The organism is Kitasatospora sp. NPDC050543 (genome assembly GCF_044457565.1).
Lineage (GTDB): Bacteria > Actinomycetota > Actinomycetes > Streptomycetales > Streptomycetaceae > Kitasatospora.
Genome location: NZ_JBITGZ010000043.1, coordinates 1 through 16,361 on the forward strand (window position 1 = coordinate 1; position 16,361 = coordinate 16,361).

Sequence of the window (16,361 nt, forward strand, 5' to 3'; positions counted from 1 at the left end):
CTGTGCATACCTCACAGCACACGACTACCGGGACCGACCCTCCACCGGCAGGCGAACGCTACTGCTTCACCCGTCCGAGCGACATCACGAATTCAACTTCAGTAGCGATTGAAGGCCACCCGTCCGCCGGCTGGCGAATCCTGTGTCGACGCACTGCGACGGCGGTGACACCGGCGCCGGACGGGTGAGAGCGGGTTGCCCCGAATCCTTGCCGGGTTCGTTTCACGGATGCGGGGTAGACGCGCCCGTAGTCACAGGACAGGAGCAGGTGGCCATGCCTCGCGGATCAACTCCCAAGCGGGAGCGTCAGTACGAGCACATCAAGGACAGCGCATTGGAGCGAGGTGAGAGTGAGAAGCGCGCCAAGGAGATCGCCGCCCGCACGGTGAACAAGGAACGCGCCCGCCACGGGGAGTCGAAGACCGCCAGCCGCAGCTCGGTCAAGGACACCTCCTCCGCCCACCGCGGCGGGCAACGCTCTCACAGCGGCTCCCAGGGCCCCACCAAGGAGCAGCTGTACAACGAAGCCAAGCAGCGCAACATCCAAGGCCGCTCGAATATGAACAAGAAGCAACTCGAGAACGCCCTCGGCCGATAGGAACCTGTGATCACCATGCTGCCCGACCCCTCCGACATCACCCGGGTTCCGCCGCCAGAGCTCTCGTCGCTGCCGAGGCCGCCGGAGCCTGTTGATCCACCCGGTCCGCCGGAGCCGACCGAGCCGCCGAGGCCGCCGGACCCCCCGGCGCCGCCCGGCTCGCCCACCCCGCCGCCCGAGCCGCCCATCCCACCCCGTGAGCCTGCCCCGCCGGAGCCGGGGCCCCGCGCACCGGAACCGCCCGACTGAACGCAGGTGAACGCAGGCCGCTCGGCGGCATTGGGCCCGCCGGGTGTCCGTCTCCGCAGGGTTCCCGCGGCGTTCCCTGCCCGCCCTGGGCTGGTGTTCACAGGGGTGACGGCGCGCCGAACCTGGCGCCATGCCGGGTGAGGACCTCGGCGCTGACGGCCTGGTGCCAGGCGGTCAGCGTGCGTGCCTGGTCGGCTGCGCGTTGGGAGAGACGATCCAGGTCGACCGGATCCAGTCGCGGGTCCTCGTCGGCGATGGCGCGAAGTGCCCGCCACAGTGCGGCCTTGCCCTCGACGCCGGTGCGCATCGCTTCCAGTTCGATCAGGTCCGACAGCGGGGCACGGCGGACCAGGGTGCCGTTGGGCTTGAGCCGGCCGATCCGCTCGCCGGCGACCCCGAGCCAAGTGCGGTAGTGGCGTACGGGCACGCCCAGCCGGTTCATGATCCGTACGAGTTCGTCCCGGTCCTCCTCCACTTGCCGGGCCAGGAGGCGCAGCTCGGCGGCGCGCCGGCTGTCGGAGTGGGTGTCGGCCATTCGACGGGCGAGAGCGGCACCGCCGAAAGCTCCGGTGAGGTGGTCGTTCAGGTAGATGTTCAGGGGCTGCGCCAGGCTGTGAGGAGACATGACGTGTCCTCCGGGGATCGGGCTCGCGGGCTGCCGCCCATTGCCGAGCGCGTCACGGTCGAACCGCAAGCGCCCGAGGTGCACAGGCGTGCTCTCTCATGGTGCCCCTCAGCGGGGGCCGACGCTTGGCGAGCACCCATCGCTCCGGCCCTCGGATCGACAGCGGGCACAATCAGACGGGGGCACCTTCACCGCGTGGCTGGGCCCTGCGCACGCCGGCGCCTCACGATCAGGGGCGACCCGGGCTTCGAGAACGGCATCGCGTTCGAGTACGCGCTCCAGGCGGCAGGGCGCGCCCGCCAGGAATCCTGCAGTGGACTGGCAGCGCGGCGCGAAGGCGGTGATGTCGCGCGCCGGAGACCGGGCAGCCCGGTGGCCGGCCTTGGCGACGGCCGGGAACCACGGGTCACGTCCCCGGGTAGCACGGCGGGCTGATCCGTACGGCGGGAATCTCAGAGCCGCTCTTCCATGCGGATGGCCTTCCTGAGCTCTTTGTGCGCGTCGCCCTCGTGGCCTTCGTGCTGTTCGAGGAGGGCCGCGGCGATCGCGTCCAGTTTGCGCTGGACGGCGTGCTCGGCGCGCCGCTCTGCATTCTTGAGCAGCGCCAGCAGGAGCAGTGTGATCGCGGTCATGGTGTCACCTACGAGGATCTGCCACTCCGTCGACAGACCGGCCGCGTGGACCGCGATGAAGGCGGCCACCAGAAGGACGCAGAACAGGGAGAAGGCAGGCGAGCTGGTGAGGTTGGAAGCGGTCTCGGCAAGCCGCTCGAACCGGCCGCGCGCGCCGTCACCGCGGTCTGCAGGGTGCGAGAGAGTCATGTCCCTTTCCCTACCACCCGCCGCTGTGGAGGCGTCCGACGCCACGCATGCCCCGCGCTCCCTCCGGACAGGGCCGCACCCCTTGTGAGCGGGAGCGGTGCCGCCCCCCGGGGGCCGGCACCGCTTTCAGTGCCCGACGGCGTCGGCAAGCTGTTCGTCGTCTGCCCGGCGGGCCCAGGTACAAACGCGCCGGGCGCGGTGCGTCGCGTTTCGATTGGAGCCGCCGTAGCGTCGTTGACCAGATCAGCCGTTTCGGACAGGAGGCAGCCAGATGGCGCCGACGGCGCTCTTCGACGTCGACGGGACACTCCTCGACACGAACTACCTGCACACACTGGCCTGGGCGGAGGCGCTCGCCCAGTACGGCCACACCCCGGCGATGGCCCGCATCCATGCCTCGATCGGCATGGGCGGCGACCAGCTCCTCGACCACGTCCTCTCCCAGGACCGCGACCGGGCGCAGGACGGTGACATCAGCTCCGCCCAGCACGCGCTGTTTGCCCGGTTCTGGCCGCGCCTGCGGCCCTTCGACGGTGCTGCCGACCTCCTGCGCGCGGTGGCTGTGCGGGGCTGGACGGTGGTCCTGGCGAGTTCGGCGTCCGGGCGGGACCTGGAGGTGATGCGCCGCGCCCTGGACGCGGACGACGCGGTCTCCGCCGCGACCAGCGCGGATGACGTCGAAGCCAGCAAGCCCGCGCCCGACCTGGTCCATGCCGCACTGGACAAGGCAGGTGCCCGTGCAGGCGAGGCCGTCTTCGTCGGTGACACGGTGTGGGACGTCCAGTCCGCGACCGCCGCTGGGGTGCCGTGTATCGCCGTGCTCTCCGGCGGCTGGAGCGAGCGCGATCTGCGGGCCGCGGGAGCGGTGGAGGTGCATGCGGACCCAGCCGCCTTGCTTGCGAGTCTGGCGGACAGCGCGCTCGGGCAGCCGCCGCCCTCGCGCCGTGGCTAGCGGGTGGCTGTGCGGCACGCGCCGGCCGTTCAGCCGGGCAGCGCCGGAAGGACCGCGCTCCGGTAGTTGTCGAAGAAGGCCTCGTTGTCGGGGCCGATCTGGCCGACGTACACCTCGTCGAAGCCGGCCTCGACGTAGGAACGCAGCGTCGCGATGTGCCGGTCGGTGTCGTTGCCGCAGTTCACGGCGTCGCTGATCATCTCGGATGTGACCAGCTCACTCGCCTGCTCGAAGTGCGCCGGGGTGGGGAGGATCTGGGCGAGTTCACCCGGCAACAGTTCGGTCGGCCACAGGCGGAGTACCAGGTCGACGGCCTTGTCCCGGTCCTCGTTCCAGCAGACCTTGACACCGCCGATCACCTGCTTGCCGGCGCCGCCGGCCGAGCGGAACTCCTCAACCAGTTCGCGGTCGGGGGCCATGGTGACGAAGCCGTCGCCGATCCGGCCGGCCAAGGCGGCCGCGTTCGGCCCGAAGCCGGAGACGTAGATCGGTGGCGCGTCGGCGGGGACAGTGTAGAGGCGGGCGTTGTCCACGGCGTAGTGCCGGCCGCAGTGGGAGACCTGACGTCCGGTGAACAACTCTCGCATCACCTCCACGGCTTCCTCCAGCATGTCCGCCCGCTCGGCGAACGACGGCCAGCGGTCGCCGTGCACGTGCTCGTTCAGTGCCTCACCGGTGCCGACGCCCAGGGTGAAGCGGCCGCCCAGCAGGACGCTGGAGGTGGCGGCGGCCTGCGCGGTGACCGCCGGGTGCAGGCGGACCGTCGGGCAGGTCACGAGTGTGGTGACGGGCAGGTCGACGCTCTGGGAGAGTGCGCCGATCATCGACCAGACAAAGGGGCTGCTTCCCTGGGCGTCGTTCCAGGGGTGGTAGTGGTCGGAGATCGCCAGGCGAGTGAATCCGGCGTCCGAGGCGCGCCGAGCCTGGTCGAGGAGCTGGGCCGGGGTGAACTCCTCGCAGGAGAGGAAGTAGCCGAACGCGGTCATGGGTCCGCCTGTCATTCCGGGGCCGCTGGGCGGCACGGTTCGATGACGCCCGGGCGCCGGCTCGTCCTTCGAAGCGCCGGCGCCCGGGCGTCCGGGAAGGGGTCAGCCGTGCCGCATGTCGTCCGGGTCCTCGGGCAGGGGTGGCGCGCCCTCGCCGGTCATCCGGGCCTGGGGCCGTTCGCGCACCGGCGCGTCACCGAGGCCGGCCGGCGCACCGGCAGCCGACCCGTCGCCGGGGGCGAGCCGGCCGCGCCAGCCGCCGCCTTCGCGGCCCTGGTCCTCGATGAAGCCCTTGAACCGCTTCAGGTCGCCCTTGACCTGGCGGTCCAGGACGCCGAGGAGATCGCCGGCCCTCTCGGCCATGCCGTGGGGCTCGAAGTCCATGGCCAGGCTCACCCGGGTGTGGGAGTCGTCGAGGCGCTGGAACGTCACGACTCCCATCTGCTGGACGTCACCCCCCACCGTGCGCCAGGAGATCCGCTCGTCGGGGAGCTGATCGACGATCTCGGTGTCGAACTCGCGGCGGGCACCGGCGACCTTCGTCGTCCAGTGGCAGTGCCGGTCGTCCGTCTGGCGGACCTCCTCCACACCGTTCATGAAACGCGGGAAGTCCTCGAACTGCGTCCACTGGTTGTAGGCACTGTGCAGCGGGACGTCCACGTCGATGGACTCCTTCACCTTGCTCACAACATTCTCCTTCCGAGCGATAGACCGGACATTCCGTATCAAGCGTGCGCCTGCCCTCCGATCGGTCACCTAATCGGGCAGCTCGGCCGTCTGACGACCTTCGAGGCGCGGGCCTGTCCGAGAAGCAGCGCGCATTCGGTCCCGGACACGCCACCCACATGCCGCAGGCCGCAGGCCGCGCGCACCTTCGGATCACGCCGAAGGCACTCCCGGCGGACGGGCAGCCCTGGCAGACACGCGCCCCGACCTGCGTGCCGAGCTCCAGGCCGGGCCTGGCCCCAGCCGATGCCCTGGGCGTGAATCCACGATCTGCGGGAAGGCGCTGAGCATGAGCGCCGAACACATCGAGAGGGAGCGAAAGTACGACGGAGGATGGCCACCTCGGCGGTTCGAGGGCCTGCCGGGCGTCGCACAGGTGGTGCCCGCCGAGCCGCAGATGCTGGATGCCGTCTACTACGACACCCCGGACCTGCGCCTGCTGCGCCGACAGATCACCCTGCGCCGGCGCACGGGCGGCAACGATGCCGGCTGGCACCTCAAGCTGCCCCGTGACGCGGACACGCGCGAGGAGATCCACGAACCGCTGGCAAGCGGTGCGACAGGTCAGGTGCCCTCGCCGCTGACGCTCCGACTGGCGGTGCTCGTACGTGGCCGCACGCTGGTGCCCGTCGCCCACCTGCACACGCGCCGACGCCGCGAGCTGCTGCTCGACGCGGCCGGAGCCACGCTCGCGGAGATCACCGAGGATCAGGTCACCGCCCAGACCCTCGATCCACCGTCCCAGGACAGCAGCCATGACGGAGCTCCCGCGGGTGCCCGGTCCGGCGGCCCCCGTACGCAGGTGACCGCCTGGACCGAGACCGAGGTCGAACTGGAGGAGGGTGACGTTGCGCTTCTCGACGGTGTCGAGGACGCGATCACAGGCGCGGGCGGGACCCGCTCCCGCTTCTCGTCCAAGCTCGCCAGAGTACTGAGCGACAGACGGACGCCCGCCTCGGGCCGGGTTCGGCTGCGCCAAGAGACACCCGGTGCGGTGGTAGCCGGACGGATCCGCGAGCAGTTCGGAACGCTCATGACACTCGATCCGCGGGTGCGTCTCAACGAGCCCGACTCGGTGCACCGCATGCGAGTGGCGGCCCGGCGCCTGCGTAGCCTCCTCAAGGCCCACCGCCGGTTGTTCGATCGCGGGCAGGCCGATCCTCTGGCCGCTGAACTCCGCTGGCTGGGAAGGTCATTGGGTCGAGCTCGAGACCAGGAGGTACTCGGCGAGCACCTGGCTGCTGCGGTCGACGGCCTGCCCCCGGAGGTACGGCGGGGCGATCTTCGCGCCCGGATCACCGGCCGGTACGCCCACGCCTATCGGCAAGCCTGGGAACACACGGCTGCTGACCTCGCCACTGCGCGCTATTACAAGCTGCTCGACGCACTGGAGGCCTTCGCCGACGATCCGCCCTTCGCTGAGCAGCCGGACGGCGACGGGAACGCCACTGAGCTACTGTCCCGGACGCTGCGCCGGGAACAGCGCAGAACGGTGAAGAGGCTCGACGCCGCGCTTGTACTCGACCCTGGGCCTGCACGCGACGACGCGCTGCACCGCGCCCGCAAGGCGGCCAAGCGTGCCCGCTACACCGCTGAGAGTGCCCGCCGCGTCTCCCCCGAGCGCGCCAAGAAGTTCGCCAAGCGGATGAAGTCCCTGCAGCGAGCCCTCGGCGCCCACCAGGACGCGGTGATCGCGCGCACCGCCCTGATGAAAGCCGGCTCGTCGGATGGAGGACGCCACGCATTCGCCTACGGTGTCATGTACGGGCACCAGCAGGAGGTGACCCGAGAGACCGAGAGTCTCATGCCAGATCTGCGCCGCCGGGCGCACAAGCACGGGCTCGCCAACCTCACCTAGCCACTGCTCCTGCCTGGCCGAACACCGCCAGGGACCGATTCGGCGGCACGCGGGTCGGGCGGTTGTCCGTCGGCCGGTTGGTGGCCGCGATGCCTTCGTCCTTTGCCGTGGGTCAAGGCTGTTCGTCGTCAGGCCAGGCCCTGATGTCGCGGGGCCGGACATACGGCTCCTCACCCTTCGGCAGGCCGCCCTCGATGGCGCGTTCACGGGAGAGCTCGGCGTCGAACTCCAGGCCGAGGAGGATGGCGAGGTTGGAGATCCACAGCCAGACGAGGAAGACGATGACGCCTGCCAGCGTGCCGTAGGTCTTGTTGTAGGAGGAGAAGTTCGCGACGTACAGGGCGAACCCGGCGGAGGCCGCCATCCAGAGCGCGACCGCGAGCAGACTGCCGGGGGAGATCCAGCGGAACCCACGGTCGCGCACGTTGGGCGCGGCCCAGTACAGCACGGCGATCATCAGCACGACGAGGAGCACCAGGACCGGCCACTTGGAGATCGACCACACCGTCAGCGCGGTACGGCCCACACCCAGCGCCCGGCCGACGCGGTCCGCCAGCGGGCCGGTGAACACGACGATCACCGCGCTCGCCGCCAGCATCATCAACAACAGCATTGTCAGGCCCAGGCGCAGCGGTGTGGTCTTCCATACGGGGCGGCCCTCGCGGATGTCGTAGACCGCGTTGGAGGAACGGGTGAAGGCCGCCACGTAGCCGGAGGCCGACCACAGAGCGCCGGCCAGGCCGACGATCATCAGGATCGTGCTGGTGCCGCCACTGTTCTGCAGCTGGTCGACGGCACTGCGCAGGATGTCCCGGGCGGCGCCGGGTGCGAGGTTCTGCAGATTGTCCAGGACGCTGCTCGTCGCGGACTGCCCGATGACGCCGAGCACCGAGACCAGGACGAGCAGGGCGGGGAAGATCGCCAGGACGCTGTAGTAGGTGAGGGCCGCGGCCCGGTCCGGCAGCTCGTCGTCCAGGAACTCCTTGCCGGTGCGCCGCAGCACGGCCCGCCAGGAGTGCCGAGGCAGGTCGCTGGGTTCGTCGGGGGCCGCTGCCTCGACCTGCCGGCTCGGGCCGGGTCCGTCGGTACTCTCCCTGTCTCCGGTCGTGTGCTTGCGGCTGAATAGGGATGCCATGCCGTGCGTCTGTCCGCAACGCCCGCGATGAACCTTCACCGAGCGCCCCCGAGGCATGGCGGCCCACCGCTGGAGCCCGGACCGGCCTGGGGCGCGGCGTGGAGCCCGTCTGCGAGACGCCGGAGGTCTCCGGCCTCGATCTGGAAGGCGGCCACCGGCGGCCCGACATAGATTGCGGGCATGACCAGTGACGCGGCAATCACCCCCGCCCTGGGGGTGCGCGGCCTGGACGAGATGTTCGAAGCGACCACGGGGGCCAGCGAGCAGCCGCAACCATGGACCGGCTTCGAACATATGCTGGACACCTAAGGATGGGCCGCCGCATCCCCCTGCGGCGCCCCGATAGCGGCCCGAGCAAAGACTTGCTGCCCGCTGACGGGCCAGCTGGCCCGAGGGCCAACCGCCGTCGCCGCACACACCGCTGGCCCAGCTCGCTCGCGCGCCTGGAGGCAGTATGGAGAGCCAGTTCGACGCCTTCGTCTCCCTGTTGGACTATCCGGTCTATGTGGTCACCGCAGCTGCCGGTCCAGAGCTCGCTGGGTGCCTGGTCGGCTTCGCCGGGCAGTGCTCCATCGAGCCCCCTCGATTCGCTGTGTGGATCTCCAAGGCGAACCACACCTACGGTGTCGCATCACGCTGCGACACGCTCGCCGTCCACCTCATCCCCCGGAAGCGCCATGACCTGGCCGAACTCTTCGGAGGGCAGAGCGGAGACAGCGCCGACAAGTTCGCGGCCGTCGCCTGGACACCCGGCCCGTCCGGGGTACCCGTTCTGGCGGATGCGGAAGCCTGGTTCCTCGGCCGCGTGCTCGACCACGCCGACTGGGGCGACCACGTCGGATTCCTCCTCGAACCGGTCAGCACCCGCGCGCCCGCGCCCACAACCGCGCCCACCACCGCCCTGGCCTTGCGCGATGTCTCAGACATCGATGCCGGCCATCCCGCATGACCAGACACACTCGGGCCCTCGTTGCCCGTCGCCACGGAGGCGAGCACCACAAACAGCTCCGAGCAGTAACCGGAGATCGCCGAGGGCCCGGCGGCGGGCCGGACAGAGCTCGTCCGGCGGGCCGTCGAGCAGCAGCGGCGAGCCAAACGCCGCCGCGGGCGTCGCCCGCGCCGTGCCGACCGGGGCGTGAGGCATGATCCGCTCCCGATCCGGGCAGCCGCCCGGCATGCTGTTGATCAGACCGCCGGGCGTCTATCCGCCCCAGGGCGACACCGAACTGCTCGTCTCCTGTCTGCGCCGCGAGTCGCTGGACTCCGCCAGCAGGGTGCTCGACCTCGGCACCGGGACGGGCGCGGTGGCGCTCGCCGCCGCCGGGACGGGGGCCCGGGTCACCGCCGTGGATCTCTCCGCCCGGGCGGTGGCGACCGCCTGGCTGAACGCCCGGCTGTACCACCGCAGGATCCGGCTGCGCCGCGGCGACCTCTCCTGCCCCGTCGCCGGGCAGCGCTTCGACCTCGTCACCGCCAACCCGCCGTATGTCCCGACCGCCGACGGGGTGACTCAGCCCGGGCACGGGCCCGCGCTGGCCTGGGACGCGGGGCCCGACGGCCGGCTGCTGCTGGACCGGATCTGCCGGGAGGCGCCGCGACTGCTGGCCCGCGGCGGTGTACTGCTGGTCGTGCAGTCCTCGCTGGCCGACGTCCCGGCCACGCTGGCCGCCCTGCGCTCGGCCGGGTTGCGGGTGACGGTGGCGGCCCGGCGCAGGCAGGCCTTCGGACCGGTGATGACGGCGCGCGCCGCAGTGTTCGAACGGCGTGGGCTGATCAGGCCCGGCGAGCGCGAGGAGGAACTGGTGGTGGTGCGTGGTGTCCGGAGGTGGTGAGCGGGACGCGACCAGGGTGGTCGTCGTGCCGGGCGGGCCACTGCTGATCGAGGGCCCGGTGGAGGTGGTCCTTCCGGATGGCACGGTCTGCGTCTCCGACCGCCCGGTGGTGGCACTGTGCGCGTGTCGGCGCAGCCGTCGCTATCCGTTCTGTGACACCAGCCACCGGCGGCGCGCCCGCTCCGAGCGGGCTTCAGGGCCGGACGTCGGGCAGAGGGCCGTCGGGCATGGGGACGTCGGGCAGCGGTGAGCGCAGCGAGCTGGCGCCGGCTCGCCAGTGGCCGAGCAGGTGATCGGAGAAGCGGACGTCCACGACCTCGGCGGCCGCGATGCCGAACGCGATGTCGTCCTCCAACTCGGGCTCGACAGCGAGCAGTTCGTTGATCACCCCGCGTCGGACCAGCTGCTCGTGAACGGCATCCGCCTCGACGTGCTCGCGGTAGAACAGAGTGCCGTCCGGCCCGGCGCCGAGATGTTCCAGCGCGGCCGCGAGGCGCGCGGAGCCCGGCGAGGAGGTGATCTCGACGGTGGCGAAGTGCCCGACGGCGGCACCGCGCAGCGCGCGGTGCAGACCGAACAGGGTCATCAGGTTGACCACGGCCAGTGCAGGCGCGGGGATCACGTCGAGGTAGCGTCCGTAGCGGGGGTCGAGGCCGAAGTCCGCCATCATCCGGGCGAACAGCACCGCGTGGGCCCGGTCGGGGCGCCCGGCACCGTACTCGTCGTACGCCACCGTCATCAGCACCGCCTGGGCGGCGCCGTGGATCCTGGGCAGCATCCAGAGTTGGGGGTCGGCCTCCTTGAGGTGGTAGACGGAACGGTGCACCAGGTACTCGCGGGCGTGCCGGCGCTCGCCCTCGGCGAGGAGGAAGTGGGACGGACCGGTCTGGTCGGCCGGCTCCGCCAACAGCCGGTCCAGAGCGTCCGGGAGCGGCGGGACGGGATCCGCCTCGGCCCGCACAGCGGCGACGAAGTCGCGCTCCAGCTCCTGGCGGAGCCCGAGGAGCGCGGGCTCCCATTCCCAGCCCGGGTCGACTCCGGGAAGGCCACGGTCGTGGAGTTCGTAGCAGAGGTGGAGGGCCAGTTGGTGGTCCTCACCCCACGGATCAGCGCCCGGGCCGGGCAGTGCGAGGGGACGGCCGGCGCCGGGGGGCCCGGCGGTCAGCAGCCCGAGCACCGCCTCGGACAGCGGCCCGCGCGGATCGGGAAGCCTCCTCATCGCCGGCTCCGGCGGCCGTCGGTACCGGCGTCGCGGCGCAGCTCACTCTCGATCCCAGGCGGTGTCGCCTGTGCTGTCGCCTGTTCCCGCCGGTCCATCGTGCCCGCCTCCTCGCGTCCGCCGTTCCTGCCACGGGAGCGGCTTCCCCCGTTCGGCCGCGGCTAACGCTCGCTGCGTCAGGCGCACGGCCGGCCGGCAGCTGTCGGCGGCGGGTTCGGGCCGACTTCCGAGCGCCGTCCGGGGCCCGGGACGGCCCGCGCCGCCTTGCGCGTGTCAACCCCCGCGCGAGCGGGCAGACGCGCCGGCGTGAACCCGATCGAACGGACCCTGCACGCTCTGGATCGCTTCCAGCAGCGCCACCGCCCGATGGGCCTGGTCGTCGGGGTCGTCAAGAAGTACGGCGACGACCGCGGCGGGCTGCTCGCCGCCCTGATCACCTACTACGGCTTCGTCGCCCTGATCCCGCTGCTGCTCCTGCTCAGTACCGCCCTCGGCTTCGTCCTGCACGGCCATCCCGGGGCCCAGCGGGCGGTGCTGGACTCCGCGCTCGCCGACTTCCCGATCATCGGCAACCAGCTGCGCCAGAACATCCACTCCCTCCAGGGCAGCGGCCTGGCGCTGGTCATCGGCGTCCTCGGGCTGCTGTACGGGGCGCTCGGCATCGCGCAGGTGCTCCAGCACGCGATGGCCGAGATCTGGAACGTCCGCGGGGTGCGGCGGCCGGGCTACTTGCCCCGACTGGGCCGGGGCGTGCTGTTGTTCACGGTCCTCACCGCCGGGCTGCTGCTGACCACCGCGGCGGGCACGCTCGTCGGCACCACCCTGGCCGGGACGGCCGCCCGCGTCGGGGGCCTGGTGGTCTCCGCCCTGCTGAACGCCGCCCTGTGCCTGGCCTGCTTCCGGGTGCTCACGCCCAAGGAGGTCCCCACCAGGGCGCTGTGGCCCGGCTGCGCACTGGCCGGGCCGCTGTTCACCATCCTCCAGGCCTTCGGATCGCTGCTGGTCGCCCACGAACTGCGCCACGCCGGCCAGGTCTACGGCTTCTTCGCGACCGTGATCGGCCTGCTCTCCTGGCTCTACTTGACCGCGCAGATCACCGTGTTCGCGGCTGAGACCGACGTCGTGCTCTTCCGCCGGCTGTGGCCGCGCAGCATCCTCCGGCCTCCGCTCACCGAAGCCGACGAGAAGGTCCTGTCGTCGGTCGCCCGGCAGGAGGAACGCAGCCCCGAGCAGCGCGTCGATGTCTCCTTCCGGGACGCGGCCGGGCCGTCGGGTGAGAAGGGCGCGAAGGAAGGCGACCGGCCCCGCGACGGCGGCCGCTCCGACCCCGGGCGTGAGGCCGGTGGGGGCGTCACCGATCGCCGATCGTGACGGGACGTGCGGTGGTGTGGTCGCGGGCCGTGGTGTGATCGCGGGAGCAGCGGGCAGGCGCGGGGCGTCCCGACACGTCGGGCAGGCCGTACCCCGCCCCGGGTGCCAGGGGGCGCAGGGGTCGAGTCGTCAGGCGCGCGTCGCGGATCCCGTGGGCCTCGACGGACTCGGAGCTGGCACGTGGGTTCCCACCGACGGGCCTGGCCCGGAAGTACTCAGCTGATCCCCACATCCCGTAGCGCGCGGTTCTGACTTGGTGCTGACCTGGTAGGCCAGTAGATGTAGCAGACACCGCCTGAACCGGCCGCCACCCGGCCTTCTGCGTCGTACCGCTTGGTCCGCAGCCAGATGTTCTCGAACTGGCGCCGCCTGTACACCCTGCGGACCGCGTCGTTGTGCGCACTCGCCGGGTCGTTGGCGATGACGTCGCCGGCCGCGGTGAAGCCGACCACGCACATGAGGTGCCCGGCGGTGCCGTAGCCGGCTCCGTCCAGTTCCGAGGCGAGGAAGGACTGCGAGGTGATGACGGGGATCCCGGCGCGGATCAGCCGCTCCAGCGCGTTGAGGGAGCTCAACCGGGTGACGACGCCCTGCATGCCGGGGTACGTCGCGGCGTAGGCAGCGTTGAACGGCCAGTTGCCGCAGCCCCGGTACTGGTGGTCGAAGGTGTGGCGGGCCGCGTGCTCGATCTGGGGGTCGGCGAAAGCCGGGTCGACCCAGGCGAGATCGGCCGGGGCCGGCCGGTGGCCCCAGTAGTCGATGACCATCTGCGAGGAGGTGGGGCTGCACCACGCCTCGCCGCCGTTGTCGTACTGCGGGTAGTGCCCCCGGTGGGTCTCCTGGGAGTAGCGCGGCACCGCGAGCTCGTGACCCGCGCCCTCCCCCGGCACGGACGCGGGCACCGTGAAGCGGTCGGGAAGGTCCGAGCTCATCGCGCCGACCCGCCGGACGGTGGGGGTCAGAGCGGTGCCCGGCCTGCGGTGGAGCGTCAGGCGCAGTGCGTACGAGGCCAGTCGCAGGCCGCTCGCCCGGTCGTCGATGGCGAGGGTGTCGGTGGCGACGCTGCTCCTGCCGTCGCTCTGCCCCTCGACCGACGTGCGACTGATGTCCCCCTGCGCATCACCTGCCGTCCAGCGGCCCAGGACGTACCAGGGGGTGGCGGTGGCATCGGTGTACGTCCCGCACAGCTCGGCCTGGAGCCAGGTGCCCGCCGGGGTGTGCGCGTTCCACGACGCCACGACCTCGCTCGCCGGGACGGGCGGAGTGTGGATGGGAGACGTCCAGGTCGCGTACTCCCAGCGGGCCGTGGTGCCGGTGTGCGGGTCGGTGTAGGCGGTGGTGCCGACGGCCTGGTCGATGACCAGGCCGGGGTGCTCGCCGGGCAGGACGCGGGTGCCGTCGTACGAGCCGGCGTGCCAGTCGGCGAAGCCCGTCCAGCCCTGGTAGTGCACCGGCGCGCTCCGCGCCGCACGCCCGGAGGCGGCGGCGGGCGCGGCGGGCCGTGCGGTGGTGGGCCTGCTGGTCATGGCTGGGCCTCCGGTCTGCTGGGCACGGTGTCGGGTCGAGCGGGAGGTCCGCCCCTGCCGGTCGCCCACCGGGCCGTGCCGGGAACGACGGCCCGGTGCCGCCACCGTGCGCCGCGGGCTGCTCCGAGGCAGCATCCTTGCACCGCTCGCGCCGCGCGGGCAGAAGACGCCACGACGTGGGCGGCGCGGAGCAGCGGACGGCGGAGCAGCGGACGGTGTCACGCGGCACGGCACGGCGAGTCGCCGCGAGGTCGGCGGTGAGGTTGCCCGACGAGCCGTCACCCGGCGGGCGCCGGGCGCCGGTGAAAGAGTGGTGCGCCGGAAGTCATCCTCACGACGAGCCCTTGTCCCTCGGGCGGGGGAGGTGGCCGCGCCGGTCGGCTTCGTAGCGTGCAGGCATGACTTCGACACATCCGAGCATCCGCCGTTGGGTCCGGGGCCTCGCCCTCGCCGGGCTGTTGAGCTCCGCCGCCGTCCCGGCCGCCCACGCGCTGCCGGCGCAGGGACTGCCCACCGCTCAGGCCGCGCAGGCGGCCTCCCGGCAGCCCACCGCGATGACCCTGCCCTCCCCCGGCGGCCCGTATCGGGTCGGTATCACCGATCTCCACCTGGTCGACCGGTCCCGGCCCGATCCCTGGCGGCCGGAGCAGCCTTCCAGGGAGCTGATGGTCAGCCTCTGGTACCCCGCCCGCCCGGTGCACGGGCGGCCACCGGCACCGCAGTTGCCGCCCGGCACGGCCGGTGCCTGGGGAGCGATGGCCGCGCAGCCGGCGGACCAGGGCGGTCCCGGCATCCCGCTCGACGCGGCCGACTGGGCCGGCACCCGCACACACGCGCAGCCGGGCGTCCCGGTGCAGCGCCGCCACGGCGGGCTGCCGGTGGTGCTCTACTCACCGGGCAGGAACGTCCCGCGCGGGATGGGCACGGTGCTGGCAGAGGAGTTGGCGAGCCGGGGCTACCTGGTGGTGAGCATCGACCACACCTACGAGACGACGGCGGTCGAGTTCCCCGGTGGCCGGGTGGCCGCCCTGGACCTCTCGACGGAGCGCGCGACGCTCCAGAAGCTGCTCGACGTCAGGGTGGACGACACCCGGTTCGTCCTGGACCAGTTGGCGGCCGTCGACGCCGGACGCAACCCGGACGCCGAGCACCGGCCGCTCCCGGCGGGTCTCTCCCGCGCACTGGATCTGTCCCGGACGGGCATGTTCGGCCACTCGATCGGGGGCGCGACCGCGGCGCAGGTCATGCACGACGACCCGCGCGTCAAGGCGGCCGCCGACCTCGACGGAGGATTCGTCCTCGGCCCCGGGGAGCCGATCGGCAGCGTCGTCCAGGACGGCCTCGACCGGCCGTTCCTGCTGATGAGCAGCGCCATCGGCGACCACCGTCACCCGGCCCACGCTCCGCTCTGGCAGAACCTGCGGGGCTGGCACCGCAACGTCCAGCTGCCGGCCGCAGCGCACTACTCCTACACCGACCTGCAGGCGCAGTTGCCCCAGCTCGGAGCGGATGACGGCCTGCCGGACGAGGTCGTGACCGGCAACGTGGGCACCATCGACCCGGCCCGCTCCTTCGCGGCGCAGCGGGCCTATCTCGACTCCTTCTTCGACCTGCACCTGCGCGAGCGGGACGACCATCTGCTCGACGCCCCCTCGGACTGCTACCCGGAGGCTCGGTTCGTGGACTGACACCGCGCCGGCACCGAAGCGCCGCACCGCGCAGCCTCGCCCGCCTCGCGATCCCCGGCAGCCACATCGAGCACGCCGGCCACACGGCGCTCGGCTCGCGCGTGACCAGGGACCACCCGCCGAGGCGAACCCCGGGGCGGGGGCAGCGCAGCCGAGGCGGCGGCCGGGGCCGGCGGATCGGGCTTGGGCGGTCTCCGGTGCAGGGGCCCGCCCGAGGTGCTTCAATTACCCCCGCCGGCACCGTACTTGATCACCTGGGAGCGAGCGCGAAGATGCGGAAGTCCTACTACGCGGCACATGTCTACATGATCCTCGGAGTGATCTCCGGGCTGTACTACCGCGAGATCACCAAGATCAACAAGTTCGAGGGCGACACCCAGCTGTCGGCCGTCCACACCCACCTGCTCGCACTGGGCATGCTCGGGTTCCTGATCGTCCTCGCCCTCGACAAGCAGTCCAGCTGTCCGGAACGAGACAGTTCACGTACTTCTTCTGGTTCTACAACGCGGGCATAGCGATCACCGTCCTGATGATGCTCTTCCGCGGCACCCAGACGGTGCTCGGCAACCACGTCCCCGAGGGCGTCGCGATGATCGCCGGCCTGGGCCACATCGTCCTCACGGTCGGCCTGATCCTGCTGTTCGTCCTGCTCGGGAAGCGGCTCAACGAGTCGGCGAGGACGGGACCCGCGGACTCGGAGCCGGTGGAGACCTCGGCCTGAGCCCGCCGCACGCGGCGCCCCGGGCGCATCAGGCCGAGCGCGTCGGGCCCGACG

General features: G+C 71.8%; 15 protein-coding genes and 2 pseudogenes. 10 read left to right on the forward strand and 7 right to left on the reverse strand.

The window, feature by feature from the left end:
- Window positions 1-274: 274 nt before the first annotated feature.
- Window positions 275-598 carry a plasmid stabilization protein gene (locus tag ACIBH3_RS32110; RefSeq protein ID WP_396315629.1) on the forward strand — a complete coding sequence of 108 codons (324 nt, stop codon included), beginning with the start codon at window positions 275-277 and terminating at the stop codon, window positions 596-598.
- A 346-nt stretch (window positions 599-944) separates the two neighbouring features.
- Here the strand turns inward: ACIBH3_RS32110 and ACIBH3_RS32115 are convergent, their stop codons facing one another.
- Complete coding sequence (locus ACIBH3_RS32115) at window positions 945-1,472, reverse strand: hypothetical protein (RefSeq protein ID WP_396315630.1); 528 nt, start codon at window positions 1,470-1,472, stop codon at window positions 945-947.
- Between the two features lie 452 nt (window positions 1,473-1,924).
- A complete protein-coding gene (locus ACIBH3_RS32120; protein ID WP_396315631.1) occupies window positions 1,925-2,293 on the reverse strand; it encodes a low affinity iron permease family protein in 369 nt (122 codons plus the stop codon).
- Window positions 2,294-2,564: 271 nt separating this feature from the next.
- Here ACIBH3_RS32120 and ACIBH3_RS32125 point away from each other — a divergent pair, with 271 nt between their 5' ends.
- The gene (locus ACIBH3_RS32125; RefSeq protein WP_396315632.1) at window positions 2,565-3,245 is read left to right on the forward strand and encodes an HAD family hydrolase; all 681 of its coding nucleotides are present in this window, start codon (window positions 2,565-2,567) and stop codon (window positions 3,243-3,245) included.
- 29 nt (window positions 3,246-3,274) lie between these two features.
- Here the strand turns inward: ACIBH3_RS32125 and ACIBH3_RS32130 are convergent, their stop codons facing one another.
- Both ACIBH3_RS32130 and ACIBH3_RS32135 read right to left on the reverse strand, forming a co-directional pair.
- Window positions 3,275-4,231 (reverse strand): TIGR03557 family F420-dependent LLM class oxidoreductase, encoded by a 957-nt coding sequence (locus ACIBH3_RS32130; RefSeq protein WP_396315633.1) that lies wholly within the window; start codon window positions 4,229-4,231, stop codon window positions 3,275-3,277.
- A 228-nt stretch (window positions 4,232-4,459) separates the two neighbouring features.
- Window positions 4,460-4,918, reverse strand: a pseudogene (locus ACIBH3_RS32135) (SRPBCC family protein); the annotation flags it as partial.
- Between the two features lie 328 nt (window positions 4,919-5,246).
- On the opposite strand from ACIBH3_RS32135, the gene ACIBH3_RS32140 reads away from it, so the two are divergent.
- On the forward strand, window positions 5,247-6,815 hold the full coding sequence (locus ACIBH3_RS32140; RefSeq protein WP_396315634.1) for a CHAD domain-containing protein: 1,569 nt from the start codon (window positions 5,247-5,249) through the stop codon (window positions 6,813-6,815).
- Between the two features lie 112 nt (window positions 6,816-6,927).
- On the opposite strand, the gene ACIBH3_RS32145 is transcribed toward ACIBH3_RS32140, so the two are convergent.
- Window positions 6,928-7,950, reverse strand: coding sequence for a YihY/virulence factor BrkB family protein (locus ACIBH3_RS32145; protein WP_396315635.1), 1,023 nt, complete (start codon window positions 7,948-7,950; stop codon window positions 6,928-6,930).
- 180 nt (window positions 7,951-8,130) lie between these two features.
- Here ACIBH3_RS32145 and ACIBH3_RS32150 point away from each other — a divergent pair, with 180 nt between their 5' ends.
- The 4 genes from ACIBH3_RS32150 to ACIBH3_RS32165 all read left to right on the forward strand — a co-directional run bounded on the left by ACIBH3_RS32150 (window position 8,131) and on the right by ACIBH3_RS32165 (window position 10,032).
- Window positions 8,131-8,259: a hypothetical protein gene (locus tag ACIBH3_RS32150; protein ID WP_396315636.1), complete on the forward strand. Its 129-nt coding sequence runs from the start codon at window positions 8,131-8,133 to the stop codon at window positions 8,257-8,259.
- A 145-nt stretch (window positions 8,260-8,404) separates the two neighbouring features.
- A complete protein-coding gene (locus ACIBH3_RS32155; RefSeq protein WP_396315637.1) occupies window positions 8,405-8,899 on the forward strand; it encodes a flavin reductase family protein in 495 nt (164 codons plus the stop codon).
- A gap of 226 nt (window positions 8,900-9,125) precedes the next feature.
- Window positions 9,126-9,782, forward strand: coding sequence for a HemK2/MTQ2 family protein methyltransferase (locus ACIBH3_RS32160; protein WP_396315638.1), 657 nt, complete (start codon window positions 9,126-9,128; stop codon window positions 9,780-9,782).
- A 64-nt stretch (window positions 9,783-9,846) separates the two neighbouring features.
- Entirely contained in the window at window positions 9,847-10,032 is a 186-nt protein-coding gene (locus ACIBH3_RS32165) for a CDGSH iron-sulfur domain-containing protein (RefSeq protein ID WP_396315668.1), read from the forward strand.
- Here the strand turns inward: ACIBH3_RS32165 and ACIBH3_RS32170 are convergent.
- Window positions 9,976-11,001, reverse strand: coding sequence for an iron-containing redox enzyme family protein (locus tag ACIBH3_RS32170; RefSeq protein WP_396315639.1), 1,026 nt, complete (start codon window positions 10,999-11,001; stop codon window positions 9,976-9,978). The two genes, ACIBH3_RS32165 and ACIBH3_RS32170, sit on opposite strands and share 57 nt — an antisense overlap.
- 306 nt (window positions 11,002-11,307) lie before the next feature.
- On the opposite strand from ACIBH3_RS32170, the gene ACIBH3_RS32175 reads away from it, so the two are divergent.
- Complete coding sequence (locus ACIBH3_RS32175) at window positions 11,308-12,372, forward strand: YihY/virulence factor BrkB family protein (RefSeq protein WP_396315640.1); 1,065 nt, start codon at window positions 11,308-11,310, stop codon at window positions 12,370-12,372.
- 215 nt (window positions 12,373-12,587) lie between these two features.
- On the opposite strand, the gene ACIBH3_RS32180 is transcribed toward ACIBH3_RS32175, so the two are convergent.
- The gene (locus tag ACIBH3_RS32180) at window positions 12,588-13,898 is read right to left on the reverse strand and encodes a peptidase C39 family protein (RefSeq protein ID WP_396315641.1); all 1,311 of its coding nucleotides are present in this window, start codon (window positions 13,896-13,898) and stop codon (window positions 12,588-12,590) included.
- A gap of 398 nt (window positions 13,899-14,296) precedes the next feature.
- Between ACIBH3_RS32180 and ACIBH3_RS32185 the strand changes: the two genes are divergently transcribed.
- Together ACIBH3_RS32185 and ACIBH3_RS32190 are read left to right on the forward strand one after the other, a co-directional pair.
- On the forward strand, window positions 14,297-15,586 hold the full coding sequence (locus tag ACIBH3_RS32185; protein WP_396315642.1) for an alpha/beta hydrolase family protein: 1,290 nt from the start codon (window positions 14,297-14,299) through the stop codon (window positions 15,584-15,586).
- A gap of 305 nt (window positions 15,587-15,891) precedes the next feature.
- Window positions 15,892-16,307, forward strand: a pseudogene (locus ACIBH3_RS32190) (DUF2871 domain-containing protein).
- Window positions 16,308-16,361 lie beyond the last annotated feature (54 nt).

What these genes read in the sequence shown, in the direction of transcription:
- ACIBH3_RS32110 (WP_396315629.1), top strand. Translation starts at nt 275, where the DNA reads ATGCCTCGCGGATCAACTCCCAAGCGGGAGCGTCAGTACGAGCACATC.
- ACIBH3_RS32115 (WP_396315630.1), bottom strand. Translation starts at nt 1,472, where the DNA reads ATGTCTCCTCACAGCCTGGCGCAGCCCCTGAACATCTACCTGAACGAC.
- ACIBH3_RS32120 (WP_396315631.1), bottom strand. Translation starts at nt 2,293, where the DNA reads ATGACTCTCTCGCACCCTGCAGACCGCGGTGACGGCGCGCGCGGCCGG.
- ACIBH3_RS32125 (WP_396315632.1), top strand. Translation starts at nt 2,565, where the DNA reads ATGGCGCCGACGGCGCTCTTCGACGTCGACGGGACACTCCTCGACACG.
- ACIBH3_RS32130 (WP_396315633.1), bottom strand. Translation starts at nt 4,231, where the DNA reads ATGACCGCGTTCGGCTACTTCCTCTCCTGCGAGGAGTTCACCCCGGCC.
- ACIBH3_RS32140 (WP_396315634.1), top strand. Translation starts at nt 5,247, where the DNA reads ATGAGCGCCGAACACATCGAGAGGGAGCGAAAGTACGACGGAGGATGG.
- ACIBH3_RS32145 (WP_396315635.1), bottom strand. Translation starts at nt 7,950, where the DNA reads ATGGCATCCCTATTCAGCCGCAAGCACACGACCGGAGACAGGGAGAGT.
- ACIBH3_RS32150 (WP_396315636.1), top strand. Translation starts at nt 8,131, where the DNA reads ATGACCAGTGACGCGGCAATCACCCCCGCCCTGGGGGTGCGCGGCCTG.
- ACIBH3_RS32155 (WP_396315637.1), top strand. Translation starts at nt 8,405, where the DNA reads ATGGAGAGCCAGTTCGACGCCTTCGTCTCCCTGTTGGACTATCCGGTC.
- ACIBH3_RS32160 (WP_396315638.1), top strand. Translation starts at nt 9,126, where the DNA reads ATGCTGTTGATCAGACCGCCGGGCGTCTATCCGCCCCAGGGCGACACC.
- ACIBH3_RS32170 (WP_396315639.1), bottom strand. Translation starts at nt 11,001, where the DNA reads ATGAGGAGGCTTCCCGATCCGCGCGGGCCGCTGTCCGAGGCGGTGCTC.
- ACIBH3_RS32180 (WP_396315641.1), bottom strand. Translation starts at nt 13,898, where the DNA reads ATGACCAGCAGGCCCACCACCGCACGGCCCGCCGCGCCCGCCGCCGCC.
- ACIBH3_RS32185 (WP_396315642.1), top strand. Translation starts at nt 14,297, where the DNA reads ATGACTTCGACACATCCGAGCATCCGCCGTTGGGTCCGGGGCCTCGCC.